16 protein-coding genes are annotated in these 15,932 nt (G+C 42.3%); 13 read left to right on the top strand and 3 right to left on the bottom strand.

Going from position 1 to position 15,932, the window contains the following annotated elements; all coding sequences use genetic code 11:
- Positions 1-46 precede the first annotated feature (46 nt).
- The 9 genes from RT084_RS00895 (at position 47) to RT084_RS00855 (ending at position 8,035) form a co-directional block, all read left to right on the top strand.
- Positions 47-1,210, top strand: coding sequence for a DNA polymerase III subunit (locus RT084_RS00895; RefSeq protein ID WP_313097216.1), 1,164 nt, complete (start codon positions 47-49; stop codon positions 1,208-1,210).
- A 93-nt stretch (positions 1,211-1,303) separates the two neighbouring features.
- On the top strand, positions 1,304-1,651 hold the full coding sequence (locus RT084_RS00890) for a PilZ domain-containing protein (RefSeq protein ID WP_007116499.1): 348 nt from the start codon (positions 1,304-1,306) through the stop codon (positions 1,649-1,651).
- 298 nt (positions 1,652-1,949) lie between these two features.
- Complete coding sequence (cmk, locus tag RT084_RS00885) at positions 1,950-2,699, top strand: (d)CMP kinase (RefSeq protein ID WP_313097213.1); 750 nt, start codon at positions 1,950-1,952, stop codon at positions 2,697-2,699.
- A 137-nt stretch (positions 2,700-2,836) separates the two neighbouring features.
- Positions 2,837-4,507 carry a 30S ribosomal protein S1 gene (gene rpsA, locus RT084_RS00880; RefSeq protein ID WP_167512159.1) on the top strand — a complete coding sequence of 557 codons (1,671 nt, stop codon included), beginning with the start codon at positions 2,837-2,839 and terminating at the stop codon, positions 4,505-4,507.
- Positions 4,508-4,777: 270 nt separating this feature from the next.
- Positions 4,778-5,074, top strand: coding sequence for an integration host factor subunit beta (locus tag RT084_RS00875; RefSeq protein ID WP_036603685.1), 297 nt, complete (start codon positions 4,778-4,780; stop codon positions 5,072-5,074).
- A 161-nt stretch (positions 5,075-5,235) separates the two neighbouring features.
- Positions 5,236-5,595 carry a lipopolysaccharide assembly protein LapA domain-containing protein gene (locus RT084_RS00870; RefSeq protein WP_219330980.1) on the top strand — a complete coding sequence of 120 codons (360 nt, stop codon included), beginning with the start codon at positions 5,236-5,238 and terminating at the stop codon, positions 5,593-5,595.
- Between the two features lie 40 nt (positions 5,596-5,635).
- Complete coding sequence (gene pyrF / locus RT084_RS00865) at positions 5,636-6,361, top strand: orotidine-5'-phosphate decarboxylase (protein WP_312384404.1); 726 nt, start codon at positions 5,636-5,638, stop codon at positions 6,359-6,361.
- Positions 6,362-6,378: 17 nt separating this feature from the next.
- Entirely contained in the window at positions 6,379-7,170 is a 792-nt protein-coding gene (locus RT084_RS00860) for a metallophosphoesterase (protein WP_312384406.1), read from the top strand.
- Positions 7,171-7,285: 115 nt separating this feature from the next.
- Complete coding sequence (locus tag RT084_RS00855; RefSeq protein ID WP_099807786.1) at positions 7,286-8,035, top strand: histidine phosphatase family protein; 750 nt, start codon at positions 7,286-7,288, stop codon at positions 8,033-8,035.
- 92 nt (positions 8,036-8,127) lie between these two features.
- Here the strand turns inward: RT084_RS00855 and RT084_RS00850 are convergent, their stop codons facing one another.
- From RT084_RS00850 to RT084_RS00840, 3 genes are all read right to left on the bottom strand, one after another.
- Complete coding sequence (locus RT084_RS00850; protein WP_050324109.1) at positions 8,128-9,294, bottom strand: acyl-CoA desaturase; 1,167 nt, start codon at positions 9,292-9,294, stop codon at positions 8,128-8,130.
- Between the two features lie 205 nt (positions 9,295-9,499).
- Positions 9,500-11,143, bottom strand: a complete 1,644-nt coding sequence (locus tag RT084_RS00845) for a sensor histidine kinase (RefSeq protein WP_312384409.1) — start codon at positions 11,141-11,143, stop codon at positions 9,500-9,502.
- Positions 11,144-11,146: 3 nt separating this feature from the next.
- The gene (locus RT084_RS00840; protein ID WP_050324504.1) at positions 11,147-11,782 is read right to left on the bottom strand and encodes a response regulator; all 636 of its coding nucleotides are present in this window, start codon (positions 11,780-11,782) and stop codon (positions 11,147-11,149) included.
- Between the two features lie 347 nt (positions 11,783-12,129).
- Between RT084_RS00840 and RT084_RS00835 the strand changes: the two genes are divergently transcribed.
- The 4 genes from RT084_RS00835 (at position 12,130) to miaA (ending at position 15,922) form a co-directional block, all read left to right on the top strand.
- Positions 12,130-12,723, top strand: coding sequence for a 6-pyruvoyl trahydropterin synthase family protein (locus tag RT084_RS00835; RefSeq protein ID WP_050324111.1), 594 nt, complete (start codon positions 12,130-12,132; stop codon positions 12,721-12,723).
- Between the two features lie 75 nt (positions 12,724-12,798).
- Positions 12,799-13,236, top strand: coding sequence for a tRNA (adenosine(37)-N6)-threonylcarbamoyltransferase complex ATPase subunit type 1 TsaE (tsaE, locus tag RT084_RS00830; protein ID WP_313097198.1), 438 nt, complete (start codon positions 12,799-12,801; stop codon positions 13,234-13,236).
- Positions 13,229-14,842, top strand: coding sequence for a DNA mismatch repair endonuclease MutL (mutL, locus tag RT084_RS00825; RefSeq protein WP_313097194.1), 1,614 nt, complete (start codon positions 13,229-13,231; stop codon positions 14,840-14,842). The genes tsaE and mutL overlap by 8 nt, the downstream gene beginning before the upstream one ends.
- Before the next feature lie 27 nt (positions 14,843-14,869).
- A complete protein-coding gene (miaA, locus tag RT084_RS00820; RefSeq protein WP_313097192.1) occupies positions 14,870-15,922 on the top strand; it encodes a tRNA (adenosine(37)-N6)-dimethylallyltransferase MiaA in 1,053 nt (350 codons plus the stop codon).
- Positions 15,923-15,932: the final 10 nt, after the last annotated feature.

Raw genomic sequence — 15,932 nt, 5'->3', positions numbered from 1 at the left:
GCCGCAGCGATTATACTATGGTTACTCTGTTGACTGATTTTTTTCTATGGCATCGACTATCACCTCTCAATCAAAAAGCCCCAAACAATCCAATATCGAATCAACACCCAATGAAGTAACCCAATACTACTATCCAGATCCCGTGAGCCAACAGGTGATACAGCAGTGGCTGTTTATGGATTTACTGCCGTGGCAACAGCCAACTTGGGAGTATTTGACCACCCACCTACATGCTTTGCCGCACGCGATGTTGTTTGCAGGCAATGCAGGGACGGGGAAACGCGCCTTTGTCTATCGATTTGTCGCATGGGCATTGTGTGAGAATCAACGGGACAATGCACAAGGTGTCACAACTGCCTGTGGGCAATGCCAAAGTTGCCAATGGCTGATCGCCAATACCCACCCCGATCTTTATCAAATTCCCACACCCACCGTGGCGCGTGACGCGTCGCCTAAACCTAAAGCAAACAATGCCCTCGTGGCGCAAGCCCCAACCCATCAGTCAGGTTATAGCATCAAGATTGACGAAATTCGGGAATTGCAGCCCTTTGTCACGCAATCGAGTGGCGGATTAAGAATCGTGGTTATTCACCAAGCGGATGCGATGACCCTAGCAGCCAGTAACGCGCTCCTTAAGACCTTAGAAGAACCTGCCGAAAATGTATTAATGCTGTTAATTAGCGATAGCCCTTCGCAGCTACTGCCAACGATTCGCTCTCGGCTACAGGCATTTTCGGTGAGTCATGTGACCCCCGATCAGTCAATGCAAGCGATGCAGCAGTTAATGCCAAATACCGATACTGCGACGCTACAACAAGTGAGTGAATTGTCTGGTTATGCGCCTTTTTTAGCACTACAAATGTTAAACAGCGAATGGTATCAACACCGCCAGACTTGGATAAACAGCTTTCAAGCGGTTCGTAGCAGGCAACGTATGCCCGTACAAGCCAGCAATTATTGGCAAAAAACGCTGACATTGACGGACTTTTTGTACTTGTCGCAAGCCTTGTTAGTGCCGTTGGGGCAATTTGCCGTTGGTATTTCAGCGTCATCCAATGACTTGGATTTTGGCAAGCTGCAGCCACCACCAACATTAAAACAAATTAGCCAGTTACAACAGGTTATCGATCAAATCTGGCAAGATAGACAACAACATATCCAAGATAAGTTATGCTATGATAAAATTTTTAGCACCATGCTGGATTGCTAATCTATTCAATTATCTATATTACCCAATTATCTATATTAACTATCATTCACCATGCGTTGGTAACCCCATGCGTTAGTAAAAGGAACAATGATTATGGCAATGCCATCTCGTGGCGGTATCACCACCATTAACTATGATACGATCGAAAAATTGTATGCTAGCTATCTGCCTTTTATTGAAAACGGTGCATTATTTATTCCTACTAACCAGCAGCAACAACTAGGCAGTCAAACCTTCGTGGCAATTACTTTGCCAAATTCGAGTGAGAGAATGCCGCTGCATGGTAAAGTAGTGTGGGTCAACCACCGCGCACAAGCACAGCGCCCCGCAGGCTATGCGTTACAGCTTGGCAAAGATGAAGCAGGTTTACGCATCAAAAACGAAGTCGACCGCCTGTTAGCGGGTCATATCAGCTCCGATAAACCCACCTTTACGCTATAAATTATTGAAACTCCGGAAACTCTGGCAGTTTTAGCACGTGATTGTTAAAAGCCAGCGATTGTTAAAGGTGAGCTTATGCTTAATCCGGTAAGTCGCTAGCTTTTTTTCTTCTATCTCGCAATGGTTAATCATCCCTCTGCGTATCGGTGTATTTCTCATTTTTTGCGCCTTTTTTATGCATTTTTCTATTGGTAAAAAATGAGACGCAATTTAGTCAATCCTTGTGTCAAATTACTTGTATAAAATAGCTTTCAGGCGTAAAATATACGACTATTTTTGCTTTGTTCATAAGAATGGCATGTCACAAACGTTAACGCAACCGTCTTTTGATATAACCGCAAGCCTGCCCGTCATCACCATTGATGGCTCAAGTGGTGCAGGTAAAGGTACATTGACGGCAAGACTGGCAAAGCTGCTGGATTATCAAATTTTAGATTCAGGGGCGCTGTATCGGATTGTGGGGCTTGCAGCCCACCAAGCGGGTTTGTTAACCGATAGCATTGATGAAACTGCGCTAGATGATTTAACCCAATCGTTGAAAATTGATTTTGCAGCCGCAAAAGCGGATTCTGAGCATGTGACAGTGCTCGTGAATGCCAACGATGTGAGCGAAGTGATTCGCACCGAAGAAGTGGGTAACTTTGCGTCAAAAGTCGCGGTATTCCCGAAGGTGCGTCAAGCCCTATTAGAGTTACAAAAAAATATGGCAACGTCGCAAGGCAACCCAAAAAAGGGCTTGATTGCAGACGGGCGTGATATGGGCACAGTGGTTTTTCCCGATGCACCGCTGAAAGTTTATTTGGTCGCATCCTCTGAGGCACGAGCCGCGCGCCGAGTCAGTCAGTTAACCAACGCTGGCAAACAGGCAGATTTTGACGAAATTTTGGCACAAATTATTGCCCGTGATGAGCGTGATAGTACACGCAGTGCCTCACCGGCTAAGCCTGCCGATGATGCGATAGTGATTGATAGCTCAGCCATCGATGCTGAGCAAGTGTTTAACCAAGTTTGGCAACTATGTGTTGAACGTGGTTTGACAATTAACTAACTATTTTTTAACTAACAGTTTTTAAAAATTTTATCGATTTTTTATAGGCACTAAAACCAGCCTTATGTTTATGAAAAATCTTAATTTGAACCGTACTGTGCTGGACAGGCTACGGCTATACAAAGGTAAATTTTATGATGGAATCATTTGCTGAACTGTTTGAAGCAAGCCAAGTACTTGACGTAGAACGCGGTGCAGTTATCTCTGGTCAAGTAGTTGCGATTGATAGCGACTGGATTACCGTAGATACGGGTCTAAAATCAGAAGGTATCGTTGCGCGTTCAGAATTTTTGAATGAACAAGGCGAGCTTGAAGTAGCAGTTGGCGACCAAGTTCAAGTCGTTGTAGATGCGGTTGACAATGGTATGGGTCAAACCCTATTGTCACGTGAAAAAGCAAAACGTGCTGAAACTTGGAACGTACTTGAAAAACTTTATGAGAACAATGAGATCGTAACCGGTCTTATCTCTGGTAAAGTTAAAGGTGGTTTCACGGTTGATATCGGTTCAGTACGTGCGTTCTTACCAGGTTCATTGGTGGATACTCGCCCAGTACGCGACACTGCGCACTTAGAAGGCAAAGAGCTAGAATTTAAAGTCATCAAGCTGGATCAAAAACGCAACAACGTCGTTGTTAGCCGCCGCGCTGTGATGGAATCTGAAAATTCAGCAGAGCGTGAAGCACTACTATCTAACCTTGAAGAAGGTCAAGAAGTGGTCGGCGTGGTGAAAAACTTGACTGATTACGGTGCATTCGTAGACCTAGGTGGTATCGATGGTCTATTACACATCACAGATATGGCATGGCGCCGTATCAAGCACCCATCAGAAGTGGTTGAAGTGGGTCAAGAATTAAAAGTTAAAGTATTAAAATTTGACCGCGAACGTAACCGTGTCAGCTTAGGTCTAAAACAACTAGGCACTGACCCATGGCAAGACGTTCTTAACAACTATCCAAAAGGTACTAACGTTAAAGCACGTGTAACCAACCTGACTGATTATGGTTGTTTTGCTGAAATCGCTGATGGTATCGAAGGCTTGGTACACGTTTCTGAAATGGATCATACCAACAAAAACATCCATCCTTCAAAAGTAGTACAAATCGGTGACGAGATCATGGTTCAAATCCTTGATATCGATGAAGACCGTCGTCGTATCAGCCTAGGTATCAAACAAACCATGCCAAACCCATGGGAAGAGTTTGATAAGAACCACCAAAAAGGCGATAAAGTATCTGGTACTATCAAATCAATCACTGACTTCGGTATCTTTATCGGTCTAGAAGGTGGTATTGATGGTCTAGTTCACTTATCAGACCTTTCTTGGACTGAAAGTGGTGAAGAAGCGATTCGTAACTACAATAAAGGTGATACCGTTGAAGCGGTCATCTTGTCTGTAGATGCAGAAGCTAACCGTATCAGCTTGGGTATCAAACAACTTAACAGTGACCCATTCAACGAATACCTAGTATCAAATGATCGTGGTGCAGTAGTGAAAGGGGTAGTAACTGACGTTGATGCCAAAGGCGCTAAAGTAAAACTAGCTGATGATGTAGAAGGCTACTTACGTGCTTCAGAAATCCAACAAGACAAAGTAGATGATGCGACCACTGTACTGAATGTCGGTGATGAAGTTGAAGCGAAAATTGTTAGCGTGGATCGCAAAACTCGCGGTATCAACCTATCAGTTCGTGCAAAAGACGAAGCAGAGCAACGTGATGCTATCAAAGCATTAAGTTCAAATGCAGCAGCTGATACCCAACCAAAAACCATTGGTGACTTAATCAAAGAGCAACAACAAAACCAATAATCGGTTTTGTGAGTGATAAAAAAAGCGACTAACTTAGTCGCTTTTTTTATTCTTGCCTTTTAGGTAACAAAATGAAAGATTTAGTCTAAAAAAAGCCGCCGAATTTAAGGTGGTTTTGTTATAATATGCGAAGAAAAGTAATGAAATGTAATTTTTCATTATTAGAATTGTTAATAGATTGCTGGATAAACTTGAACTGTAACGAAGTTTTTAAAACCATCATTCTGTAATTTAGACTACGACAGTTACGTTTAGCGTGTTAGGGGTAGTATGGAAAAAGTGTTAAACAAATCTGATTTGATCACTAGATTATCAAGTGAATGTGAGAATATACCAGAAAAAACCATTGAGGATGCCACCAAGCAAATCATTGATTTGATGGTCGATACCTTATCTCAAAACGGACGTGTCGAGGTACGCGGTTTTGGTAGTTTTAGTTTGCATCATCGTGAGCCACGTGTGGCGCGCAACCCTAAAACAGGCGAGAAAGTTACCGTGAAAGCAACGGCGATACCGCATTTTAAACCTGGCAAAGCATTGCGAGAGGCAGTCAATCATCATCGTTAGTTGCGGTTTTTGAGCCATTTAACGTTGTTGAACTTACGCTATGGTTTAATATATGATTGATCAAAAAGAGTGGACAAAAAATCCACTCTTTTTTTTGAATTATCTGTAATAATAGTGGCATTCAAAAATGTAGATTGATTAAAATAACCAAGGAGGAAACTATGCGTTACCTGTTAGCGATTTTGTTGTTCGTGGTCGTTGGTTATTCATTGATGTTGGTATTGGTGAATAACAACCAAGTCGAAGTAAATTTACTGTTTAGCCAAGTGCCACAAATGAGTTTGGGGTTACTGCTGATTATTAGCATTGTTTTAGGGGTCATCGCGGGACTATTGATGGGGTTGATTTTATTTCGTGTGTTACAGATGAAACTGGAAAATCAGCGCTTATCTAAAGAGTTAAAGCAAACCCAAGAAAAATTGATGCAAACGCAGCATAATTATGAACAGCATTTAGCGCAAACCAGCAATGCAACGATTGCACCTACAGTAGCCAACCCTAATTTACCACCCGTACGATAATCAATGCATACTATCGAGTTAAAAAAAGAGTCAGTTTGTTATGAATCAAGTGGCAGCACCGCAAGCAACATCACTCATCAAGTCACCCATTATCGTGGCATTGGATAACATGGATGACCGTCAGGCATTAAGCTTGGCAGATAAGTTAGACCCTACCTTGTGCCGGGTGAAAGTTGGTAAAGAGCTGTTTACCAAATATGGTAATAGCTTAGTGGCATCCTTACATCGGCGTGATTTTGAAGTGTTTTTGGATTTAAAATTTCATGATATCCCCAATACCACCGCGCAGGCGGTATTAGCGGCGGCTGATTTGGGGGTGTGGATGGTGAATGTCCATGCCAGTGCGGGGCGTACCGCCATGCAAACGGTGAAAGCGCGTTTATCAGCGCAAAACTACCAAACCTTAGTGATTGCGGTGACGGTGCTGACCTCTATGTCACAGCAAGATTTGGCTGAGGTGGGCATCACCGACTCAGTAGAAAATCATGTCAAGCGATTAGCATTATTGACGCAGCAGTCAGGGCTTGATGGGGTAGTTTGCTCTGCGCAAGAAGCCAATATGCTTAAACAGCTTTGCGGCAAGGATTTTCTGTTAGTCACGCCAGGTATCAGGCTGCCAGAAGATGCCAGTAATGACCAAACCCGCATTTGCACGCCCAAAGATGCCATAGCAAATGGGTCTGATTATTTGGTCATTGGGCGGTCAATTACGGCAGCAGCGGATCCCACCGCCAAACTGCAATATATCTTGGATACGTTAAAATAACCCATTTCGAGTCATGTATGCCAGTACGTTTTCAAGTGTTAAGTGATTTACATATTGATAGCTATGCAAGAAGGGATTTGCCCATTGGTGAAATCCCTTACACAAACGCCGATGCTATTTTAGTAGCGGGCGACACATCCAATGGGCTTTTGGGCATCGAATGGCTCATCGGCGAATCAAAGCGACTTGAGAAACCAATTTTTGTGATTGTGGGCAATCATGAGTATTTTGGTCATAATATTCTTACTCTCGATGAGCAGATAAAAGCATTGACGCAAAATACGCAAGTGCATTTTTTACAATGCGCGAGCTTTGAATTTATGGGTGTCAGAATTATTGGTACAACGCTTTGGACGGATTATCAATATCAACCACAAGATAATACGTTGGAGATTGCTCAGCAGTTTATGCGCGATTATCGCGAGATTTATTATGATAACCGACTGTTAACGCCCCAAGATACTGTATCTATTCATCAGCGGCAGCGGGCATGGTTGCAAAACGCCTTAAAACAAAGCGAAAAAGATGGTATGCCTACCGTGGTTATGACACATCATAGTATTAGCCCATTATCTATCGCGCCAAAATATGCCAATTTTCCCAGTAATGCGGGATTTGTCGTTGATTTGGGCGAATGGCTACAGAGCGATTTTGCGCCTGATATTTGGCTGCATGGACATACCCATGAAGCGTTTGATTATCAGCAAGGTCATACACGTGTTATTGTCAATCCCAGAGCCTACCCCAATGAAATCAGTAGTACGGGTGTAGTTTTTGACTGGCATAAAGTTGTTGAAGTCATGGTATGATTGGCACGTTTGCCCCAGTAATATCCCATTTAATCGCTTAAATGTTTTGACCTCATCAATTTATAGTATCAATTTATGGTGCAAAGATAAAAAGATATAAGGAATGCGTAGTTAAATGTCTAATTCAATCAACACCATGCCTGCTCATTTACCGCCCAGTATGATTGACTCGGTTAAGCTACTGCCAAAAAATGAGCGATTAATCTTATTTACCCGTCATTCATTGCGCGAAATGTCAGATAAAAATGGCTTTGCCAGTTATGCATTACCACTGACACCAAAAGGCAGAGTGTTGGCGGAGTCTTGGGGGCGTTGGTTGGCTGCCAACTTAGATTACTCGATGGATGTAGATAGCATCAGTAGCCCGATACAACGTTGTATTGATACCGCAGTTTTAATGCAAGCAGGTGCTGGCATCTCTAGAAATGTGTCGCACCAATCGCTGTTGGTAGAGCCGGGTAGTTTGGTCGTGGACCATGAAGAAGTGAGTAAGGTATTCAAACAAATTGGTGCGCTAAACTTTATCAATCGTTTTTTGGCGGGCGACATGGCAGGGATTAAAGCGCCACATAAAGGCGGTTTGGATTTATTAGCGCTTTTATTTCAGCATCAGCCAAAGCACGGGCATTTATTACTGGCGGTTAGTCATGATACGCTATTGTCAGCGTTTTTAGCGGTGATGATGGGCGTGGGTGAAATTAGCTGGGATGATTGGCCAAAAATGATGGAAGGGGTGTTTTTGTGGTTTGATGATAAACCCTTTAGTGATGCAAAAGTACATTTTATTTGGCGTGGACAGTGCTATGAACGCCGATTGATTGAATTGTTAGACCCATTTTCACCCTCTTATCCGTTACAAGACTAATCGGTACCCAACAAAACCATAAAAATAATAAAGGTAGGACTTTATCCTACCTTTTTTGACACAGTCAACCTTTAAACATTTTCATGTTTTAATCAAACATGTTTGCCTTTTAAATGATTAACCAAATTTTCAATTTGTTGAGCATGATTGCGAAGTTTATCCTCGATGCCACTAAACTGGTCTTTTAGCTTATCATCAACTTCATGAATACGCTGGGCGAACTCATTTTTTTTCATCTCAATGGCTTGCGTTTTTAACGCTTGCCATTCTGCAATCGTTTGTTTAAAGGCTTGTTGTTCACTGTTTAAACGATCTTTTATCACTTGAAAGTCGCTGGTTAAATTCCCTGAAAAAGTCGCAACTTTTTTCTCAGCACGTTTGAATGCCATTTCTGTTTGTGCATGCTGAATGGTAACGTCAGGGACACGTTTTAAATCCCAAGTCAAACCGATTTTTGACAAGCCATAAATAATCCATTTGCTAGGATCATATTGCCACCATTTTACCCCATTGCGATAGTCATATTGGAAAAAGTGGTGGTAGTTATGGTAGCCTTCGCCCCAAGTGAAAATCGCCAGAATCGGATTATCACGCGCGGTATTGGTATCGGTATAAGGACGGGTACCAAACATATGGCAAAGCGAGTTGATAAAGAAAGTAAAATGATGGCTTAACACCAAACGCAGTAGTCCTGCGAGTACTAAGGTACCTGCAACATCACCCACCATCCAACCAAACAGCGCTGGCAAGCCAATATTGGCTAATAAAATCCACAGGGCATAATATTTATCTTGCGCCACTAACACAGGATCAGCTTTTAAATCCGGGATATTTTTGTAGTCATAATGGCCGCTTGGGTAGTTTTTGAGCATCCACCCGATATGTGAAAACCAAAATCCACGCTTGGCAGAGTAGGGGTCTTGATAGATATCATCGACGTGGCGGTGGTGCAAACGGTGTCCTGCACACCAGTCAAATACTGAGCCCTGAACAGCTAAGGTGCCGCCAATCAGAAAGAACCATTTGACAATCGGATGCGCTTGGTAAGTACGATGTGACCATAAACGGTGATAACCGACGGTAATACTTAACCCATTCCAAGCCATAAAGAATGCGAAAATTGCCCAAACTTGCCAACTGACGCTATGTGTCCACAAGTAATAAGGTACAATCAATAAAGCCGCCAAAGGCGTGCTAATTAAGACAAACGCAGGGATCCAATTGATGGGCGCGTTTTCAAAAGATTGAGGTTGTGCCATAGAGATAAATGTCCTGAGGATGATCAAAATACGACATGTATTTTTTTAATCATTGACGCTATATTGTACTGAAAAAATGGAAAAAAGTGAACACATATACACTCAAGTTGCCAACAATTTTTGCTAAAGTGATATCGATAAACTTACTGTAATATGAATGCTTTAGCCAAAAAATTCAATTAAAAATTTTAGCTACAAAGATATTTTAGACGGATGGTAAAGTTTTGGTTTGACAAATCATCCGAAAGCAAGTTTGCCCCTCACTTCGTACATATTCTAGATTGGCATAATTTGCCTGGCAGAAGGCCTGCGACAAATAAAGCCCCAGACCCGTGCCCTGACTATCGGTGGTAAAAAACGGATTAAATAAATACTGAATATTTTCTTTGGCAACGCCGTGACCCGTGTCTATCACATCGATATGGATAGATTTGCCAAATTCATATACTTCAAGGGTGACAAAGCCGTGGGGCTCGGTTTTGCTACTAAAACGCAGCCCGTTATTGATGAGGTTGACCAAAATCTGTGCTAGCTGATAGTTATCAAACATAAAGCCTTCATCCGTACGGCAGTGCAGAAAAATATCATGGCCGCTAAAGTTTTCTTGTATAAAATCGTTTAGCCAAGTTTTGGGTTCAATATAAACAAAATTAGGGCGCTGCTGACGAGATAATTTCAGCACATCTTCGATGATTTTATTGACCCGAATGGTTTGGTGATAAATCATCTCATATAGCAAGATATTATCATCGGATAAGCCGCTGTCAGCCTCATTAACTTCCTCCATTAATAATTGACTGGCTTGGCTAATAGTTGCCAGTGGGTTACGAATCTCATGGGCAATACTGGCGGATAATTGCCCTAGTGACGCAAGTTTTAGCTGCTGTGCACGGCTAAACTCATGGCGTAAATCTTCAATAAAAATAATGGCATATTGCTGTCTTAATTGGGTGATACGAAGTCGCAAGTCATTAAAACTTTGGTTATTAGGCTCAATGCCAACGGCTAAAGGTGTACTAGCGGTCGGTACATCGAGCCGCACTATTAAAGTTGCTTCAGGCTCCTCGATGATGGGTGCAAGTCTTGCAGCTAATAGGGGGGAAATATCTGGCAAATTAAAATTATCAAGTGTCTTTGGCAGATGTAGTTGGTCGATTGCGGTATCATTGGCGATAAAAATTTCTAAATCGTGGGATAATACCACCACGCCTTGGTCAATGATTTGCACGATTTTATTATTGATGGCATTTAGCGCATTGACTTCATTGACTTGGCGCTCAGAGAGCCGCTCAATTTGTTTAAGCCGTTTGGATAACGTATAACTTAAATAAGCCACCCCGATAAAGCTAATCGCCATTGAAGCCACGTTATTGACTAGCGCGTAGTTCACATCGCTTTTTAGGGTTTGATAAAACTGCTGATAAATAACCAGCGTGATGGCAAAAATAGTGAGCAAAATAGCTTGGTTGGAGCGCACCAACATAAAGGCCGCCGCGACTTGCACCAAAAACAACAAAATGACTTGTAAGTCATTACCACCGCTAAAATACAACAAAGTAGTGAGTACTAGCGCATCAACAGTTAGTCCGACCATCAACAGCGGATTTTTAGGATAAAAGTAATACAAAGTAAATAAAGCAATACTAAAGAAAAAATAGAAAAAGGTAGGAAAAAGATTAATCAATACCCAATAGTCATGCTGGGCATTTTTTAGTGCCAACATAAAACTAAAGGAAAAAAAGATAGCAATAATAATACGGTAACCATTGTAGACGTTACCGATTTTTTTGGTTTTATCGTGGGTACTTGGCTTGTCAAATAGCGATGAAAACGCAGGATTGGTAATCATGGTTTAGGGTTGAATCAAACCGTGACGCATAGCCAAATGGGTAAGTTTGACATCACTGTCGATATTAAGCTTTTCAAAAATACGATAACGGTAGGTATTGACTGTTTTGACACTCACAAACAACTGATCGGCGATTTGCTGTGGACTTTTGCAATTGACCACCATCATCGCCACCTGCATTTCTCGCTCACTTAGCGCATCAAATGGCGACTCTGAATTGTCAGTGAATAAAATATCAGCAAGCTGCTCGGCAACATCGGCGCTAAAATAACGCCCGCCTTGGTGGACTTTTTTGATGCCTTTAATCATCTCATCAAGCGGTGTCCCTTTGGTGATATAGCCACTCACCCCTGCTTTGATGAGCATGGATGGGTAGGGCTGCTGAACCAAAGAGCTGACCGCCAAAATTTTGGTATTTTTATCGGTTTGCAGCAAGCGCTTGGTGACTTCTAATCCGTCAATGGTAGGCATATTGACATCAAGTAACACCACATCGGGTTTTAATTGTTTGGTTTTAATAATCGCGGTTTCACCATCAGCAGCTTCACCAATTACATCAATATCCGGGCTATCTGACAGCATCCGTACGATACCCATTCGGACTAAATCATGATCGTCAACGACCAATACTCTAATCATCATTTTTTATCTCCACCGTGCTTATCTTTATGCCAACAAAATTTTGTATCAATAACACTTTATATTAACAAGACTTTATATCAACAAAAATTTATATAAAAAAGAGTCAGCTAAAAAAACTCATTTTTCAACAATAACTGTCTATCCCCAAGTTTTTATATTAGCACAGTTAGCGATTTAAGACGTGAGTTACTGTCTTAAATATGACGAGATTTTTTGTTCATGTTACGGGTAAATTTAGGTAGGCAAATTTGGGCACATGACGAAAATTCGCTTAACTTGCCCAATAGCTTTATAATAGTCAGCATTCACCCCCTTATTACTGCTAAAAAAATGCGAATCCCATTATGAGAATTAGAAAGCTGTTTAAATTTGAAAATGCCCATATCGTGCGCAATTGTAGCTCCGATCGCTGTAAGTACTCGATTCATGGGCATAGTTACCAAATCGAGCTGATTTTAGAAGCGCACCGCCTCGATCACGGGCAAATGGTGTATGATTTTGGGCTGTTAAAATCATCGATCAAAGACATCATTGATAGTTTCGATCATGCTATTTGTTTTTGGGATAAAGATGACCCCGACTATATTAACGCCTGTAAAAAATTTAGCGCGCGCTGGATTAGTTTGCCTGTTTCGCCCTCGGCAGAGCAGTTTAGCCGCGTGGTGTTTTTTTGGGCAAGAGAAATCTTAAAACAAACCCAAATGCAAAACGGCGAAACCGATGTCAAAGTGTATTCCGTCATCGCCCACGAAACAGCGACAGGCTATGCCCAATGCTTTGAAGACGATGTCGATAATGCCCAAATGGGCGCGTTGACGCTGGGTGATTTTGAATTTAGTGAACAAGTAAAAGCTGAATGGCATGACCCAAACATGTATGACAAATTAAAAAAAGGCGAAAAATTTGTCAATCCGACAGTGGTTTTACAAGTTGACTAAGCTGTTGGTATCTGACGGGGTTGTTGTAACGATTTTTGATTCAGGACAAACATGGGGCAAGCTGGGAAAATCGACATGAATAAAACTATCCTCTTAAAATCCGAAACCGACACCCAAGCCTTAGCTAAAGAGCTTGCCGAAATGAATTTGACCGGTAGCGTCTGGCTGTCGGGTGATTTGGGTGCGGGCAAGACCACGCTTACCCGCTATTGGCTACAGGCAATGGGTCATACAGGGGCGGTAAAAAGCCCGACTTTTACCCTGGTTGAACCTTATCGTATTACGCAGGACGATGGTACAATTAAGCCGGTTTACCATGCCGATTTATACCGTCTCAATGATCCTGAAGAATTGGAATTTATCGGCTTTTATGAATACCAAGATGAGCCAAATAGTTTGGTGATTATTGAATGGGCGAGTCGTGCAGTAGGCTATTTGACGCCGCCCAATGCCACCCTTGATATCAAACGCCTGGATGACGAACAACGAGAAGTGACGATTAGTTTTGCCTGACAACCGTATTCATAAATTATCCCCACTGCTTATCAACCAAATCGCCGCTGGCGAGGTAGTCACGCGTCCTGCTTCTGTGGTCAAAGAACTGATTGAAAATGCTATCGATGCCAACGCTACTCATATTCGCATCGATATCGAACAAGGCGGGCTTGGGTTGATTCAAATTAGTGACAACGGCATGGGGATTCATCCTGATGACATGACGCTTGCGGTCACTCGCCATGCCACCAGTAAACTTGCTAATGTCAGCGAGTTGGTTGGTATTCATAGTTTAGGCTTTCGCGGTGAGGCACTAGCGAGCATTGCAGCAATATCGCATCTGACATTAACCAGTAGTCACAATGATAGCGGTATAGGGCAACAGCTGAGCGTGAGCGGTAGTGAGGTAAGCCAAGCTACTATTCGTCCTATCGTAAAACATCGCGGCACGTGTGTCAGCGTTCGCGATTTGTACTTCAATGTGCCAGGCAGACGCTCGCACCTAAAAAGTATCGCCACAGAATTTGCCCATATTGAACAAGTCGTGCAGCGATTAGCGATTAGTTTTGCCGATGTGCAGATTGAATTATATCATCAAGACAAATTGCGTTTTAGCTTAACGCAGTCAGCCCAAGCCCCTCACCAAAATTTAGAGGGTGCTGCATTGCCTTTTTTGCCCGCGTTTAGTTTGGCGCGGCTTGAACAAGCGTTAAATTTGCCATTGGCTGACATTGCACAGCCATTTTATTTATCGCTGCAAGGTTTACAAGCACAGGCAGAGGATTTAAGTGCCAAAGTCACCGGCTGGTTTTTTATCGCCCATAAAAATAATCTGCCAAAACTGATTTATATCAATCATCGTTTGGTCAGTGATTTGGCGATTAGTCAGGCCATACAAAAAGTGGGTCGCAAGCTAGGGATTGGCATCGATAATTCGCTACAAATGGGCTATGCGTTGTCTTTTGAGCTGCCTGCCGAGTGGATAAATGTTAATATTCACCCGAGTAAACAACAAGTCAAAATCCAACCATTGACCAATATATTAGCTTGGTTGTCTCAGCATATGCTAGAGCAATTGCCGCCTAAAATGATGGAGCTAAACACCCTGCAACGAAAAGCTTGCATGACAAATACTGATGACAGTAACGTCGATAAATTTCAAAACTTGCCTGCGGGTAAAGCTACGTCCATTCAGTATATAAAGCCTAATGACAAACCCACCAATCACATAACTCACGTTGCCGAAAATCAGTCGCTTTATCAGCTGGGAATCCAGATGGGAAATCAGCTAGCAATAAAGGGTGCTGTCGATAGGGTAACGGATAGCGACTCGATACAGCTAGTAACCTTATTTGAAAACAAGCATGAATTTGAAAACAAGCATGAATTTGAAAGACAGCATCAATGTGAAAACCAGCATCAAACTTTTGCTTTAATTTTTTGGCAAGGATATTTTTATCTGATTGATTTACAATATCATCATATAGACAGTGATGATAAAGCCTATGTTCAATCTTATTTGAATCAAGCTGATTTTACCCACATTGCTGATAATGCCATTCGAGTCAGTGAAACTGACATGCTACAATGGCTGCTGTCGCATTCGCATTTACCTAATCGCTAGCAACCTTAACAATCCCCAGAATAAGCTATGATAACAGCCGATAAACAAGACGTGATTTGCCTTATAGCACCTACTGCCAGTGGTAAAACAGCGTTGGCGTATGAACTTTACGAAACAGGCAAATATCGTCTTATTTCGGTAGATTCTGCCTTGATTTATCGGGATATGAATATCGGTACCGCCAAACCGACACGTGAAGAATTGGTACACTATCCACATGCCCTCGTTGACATCATCAGTCCTGAGCAAAGCTACAGCGTTGCCCAGTTTGTAAGCGATGTGGACTATCATATCAATCTTGCTCATCAGCAAAATAAAACAGCTGTGCTGGTGGGTGGAACCATGATGTACTATATGGCACTGATTCAAGGTATTAATGATATCCCAGCAACCTTGCCTGAGATTCGCCAACAAGTCACCCAATTGATTGCCGAGCAGGGGATTGAACAGCTACACGCTTATTTAACCCAGGTAGATCCTATCCTTGCTAAGCAACTTAAAACCACAGACACCCAAAGAATTGGCAGAGCGGTCGAAATCTATCTGCAAACAGGTAAGCCATTAAGCGCTTGGCAAAACCAGCCAGCTAGGGCATTGGCCGACAATCCACATCAGCATTGGCAGATTTTAGCCGTGATGCCAGATCGTGATTGGTTACACAAGCGCATCGCACTTCGGTTAGATATCATGTGGCAACAAGGCTTTTTGCAGGAAGTGATTGCCCTGCGACAACAATATCACCTCACGGCTGATCTGCCATCCATGCGCTGCGTTGGCTACCGGCAAGCTTGGGATTTTTTAGAAAAAATACAAAATACAACAGTGTTTACATATGATAATAATGAAGAAAATTTTCATGATGATGTGGCGCGTTTTTTACTAAACACGCACAGCTCCCCAATTCAAGATTATAGACAAACTATGCAAAATGAGGCATTATATGCTACAAGACAGTTAGCAAAACGCCAATATACATGGATGCGTAAGCTGGTTAGCACACAACAATTGGTTGAGCGTTTTGATATCAGACCCTTGGCAACTATTGATCAAGCAAGAAATTTGCTAATAAAAACAAGTTAACAGCAGTGAC

This window comes from Moraxella sp. CTOTU48717 (assembly GCF_032057165.1).
Taxonomy (GTDB): domain Bacteria; phylum Pseudomonadota; class Gammaproteobacteria; order Pseudomonadales; family Moraxellaceae; genus Faucicola; species Faucicola tetraodonis.
Note: the sequence above shows the minus strand (reverse complement) of the source record. Positions and strands in the feature narration are given on the sequence as shown.

Excerpts from the sequence above, each read along its gene's own strand:
- pyrF (WP_312384404.1), top strand. The coding sequence starts at position 5,636 with ATGAATCAAGTGGCAGCACCGCAAGCAACATCACTCATCAAGTCACCC.
- miaA (WP_313097192.1), top strand. The coding sequence starts at position 14,870 with ATGATAACAGCCGATAAACAAGACGTGATTTGCCTTATAGCACCTACT.
- RT084_RS00890 (WP_007116499.1), top strand. The coding sequence starts at position 1,304 with ATGGCAATGCCATCTCGTGGCGGTATCACCACCATTAACTATGATACG.
- RT084_RS00895 (WP_313097216.1), top strand. The coding sequence starts at position 47 with ATGGCATCGACTATCACCTCTCAATCAAAAAGCCCCAAACAATCCAAT.
- tsaE (WP_313097198.1), top strand. The coding sequence starts at position 12,799 with ATGAATAAAACTATCCTCTTAAAATCCGAAACCGACACCCAAGCCTTA.
- RT084_RS00845 (WP_312384409.1), bottom strand. The coding sequence starts at position 11,143 with ATGATTACCAATCCTGCGTTTTCATCGCTATTTGACAAGCCAAGTACC.
- RT084_RS00850 (WP_050324109.1), bottom strand. The coding sequence starts at position 9,294 with ATGGCACAACCTCAATCTTTTGAAAACGCGCCCATCAATTGGATCCCT.
- RT084_RS00870 (WP_219330980.1), top strand. The coding sequence starts at position 5,236 with ATGCGTTACCTGTTAGCGATTTTGTTGTTCGTGGTCGTTGGTTATTCA.
- RT084_RS00840 (WP_050324504.1), bottom strand. The coding sequence starts at position 11,782 with ATGATTAGAGTATTGGTCGTTGACGATCATGATTTAGTCCGAATGGGT.
- RT084_RS00875 (WP_036603685.1), top strand. The coding sequence starts at position 4,778 with ATGGAAAAAGTGTTAAACAAATCTGATTTGATCACTAGATTATCAAGT.
- cmk (WP_313097213.1), top strand. The coding sequence starts at position 1,950 with ATGTCACAAACGTTAACGCAACCGTCTTTTGATATAACCGCAAGCCTG.
- rpsA (WP_167512159.1), top strand. The coding sequence starts at position 2,837 with ATGGAATCATTTGCTGAACTGTTTGAAGCAAGCCAAGTACTTGACGTA.
- RT084_RS00860 (WP_312384406.1), top strand. The coding sequence starts at position 6,379 with ATGCCAGTACGTTTTCAAGTGTTAAGTGATTTACATATTGATAGCTAT.
- RT084_RS00835 (WP_050324111.1), top strand. The coding sequence starts at position 12,130 with ATGAGAATTAGAAAGCTGTTTAAATTTGAAAATGCCCATATCGTGCGC.
- RT084_RS00855 (WP_099807786.1), top strand. The coding sequence starts at position 7,286 with ATGTCTAATTCAATCAACACCATGCCTGCTCATTTACCGCCCAGTATG.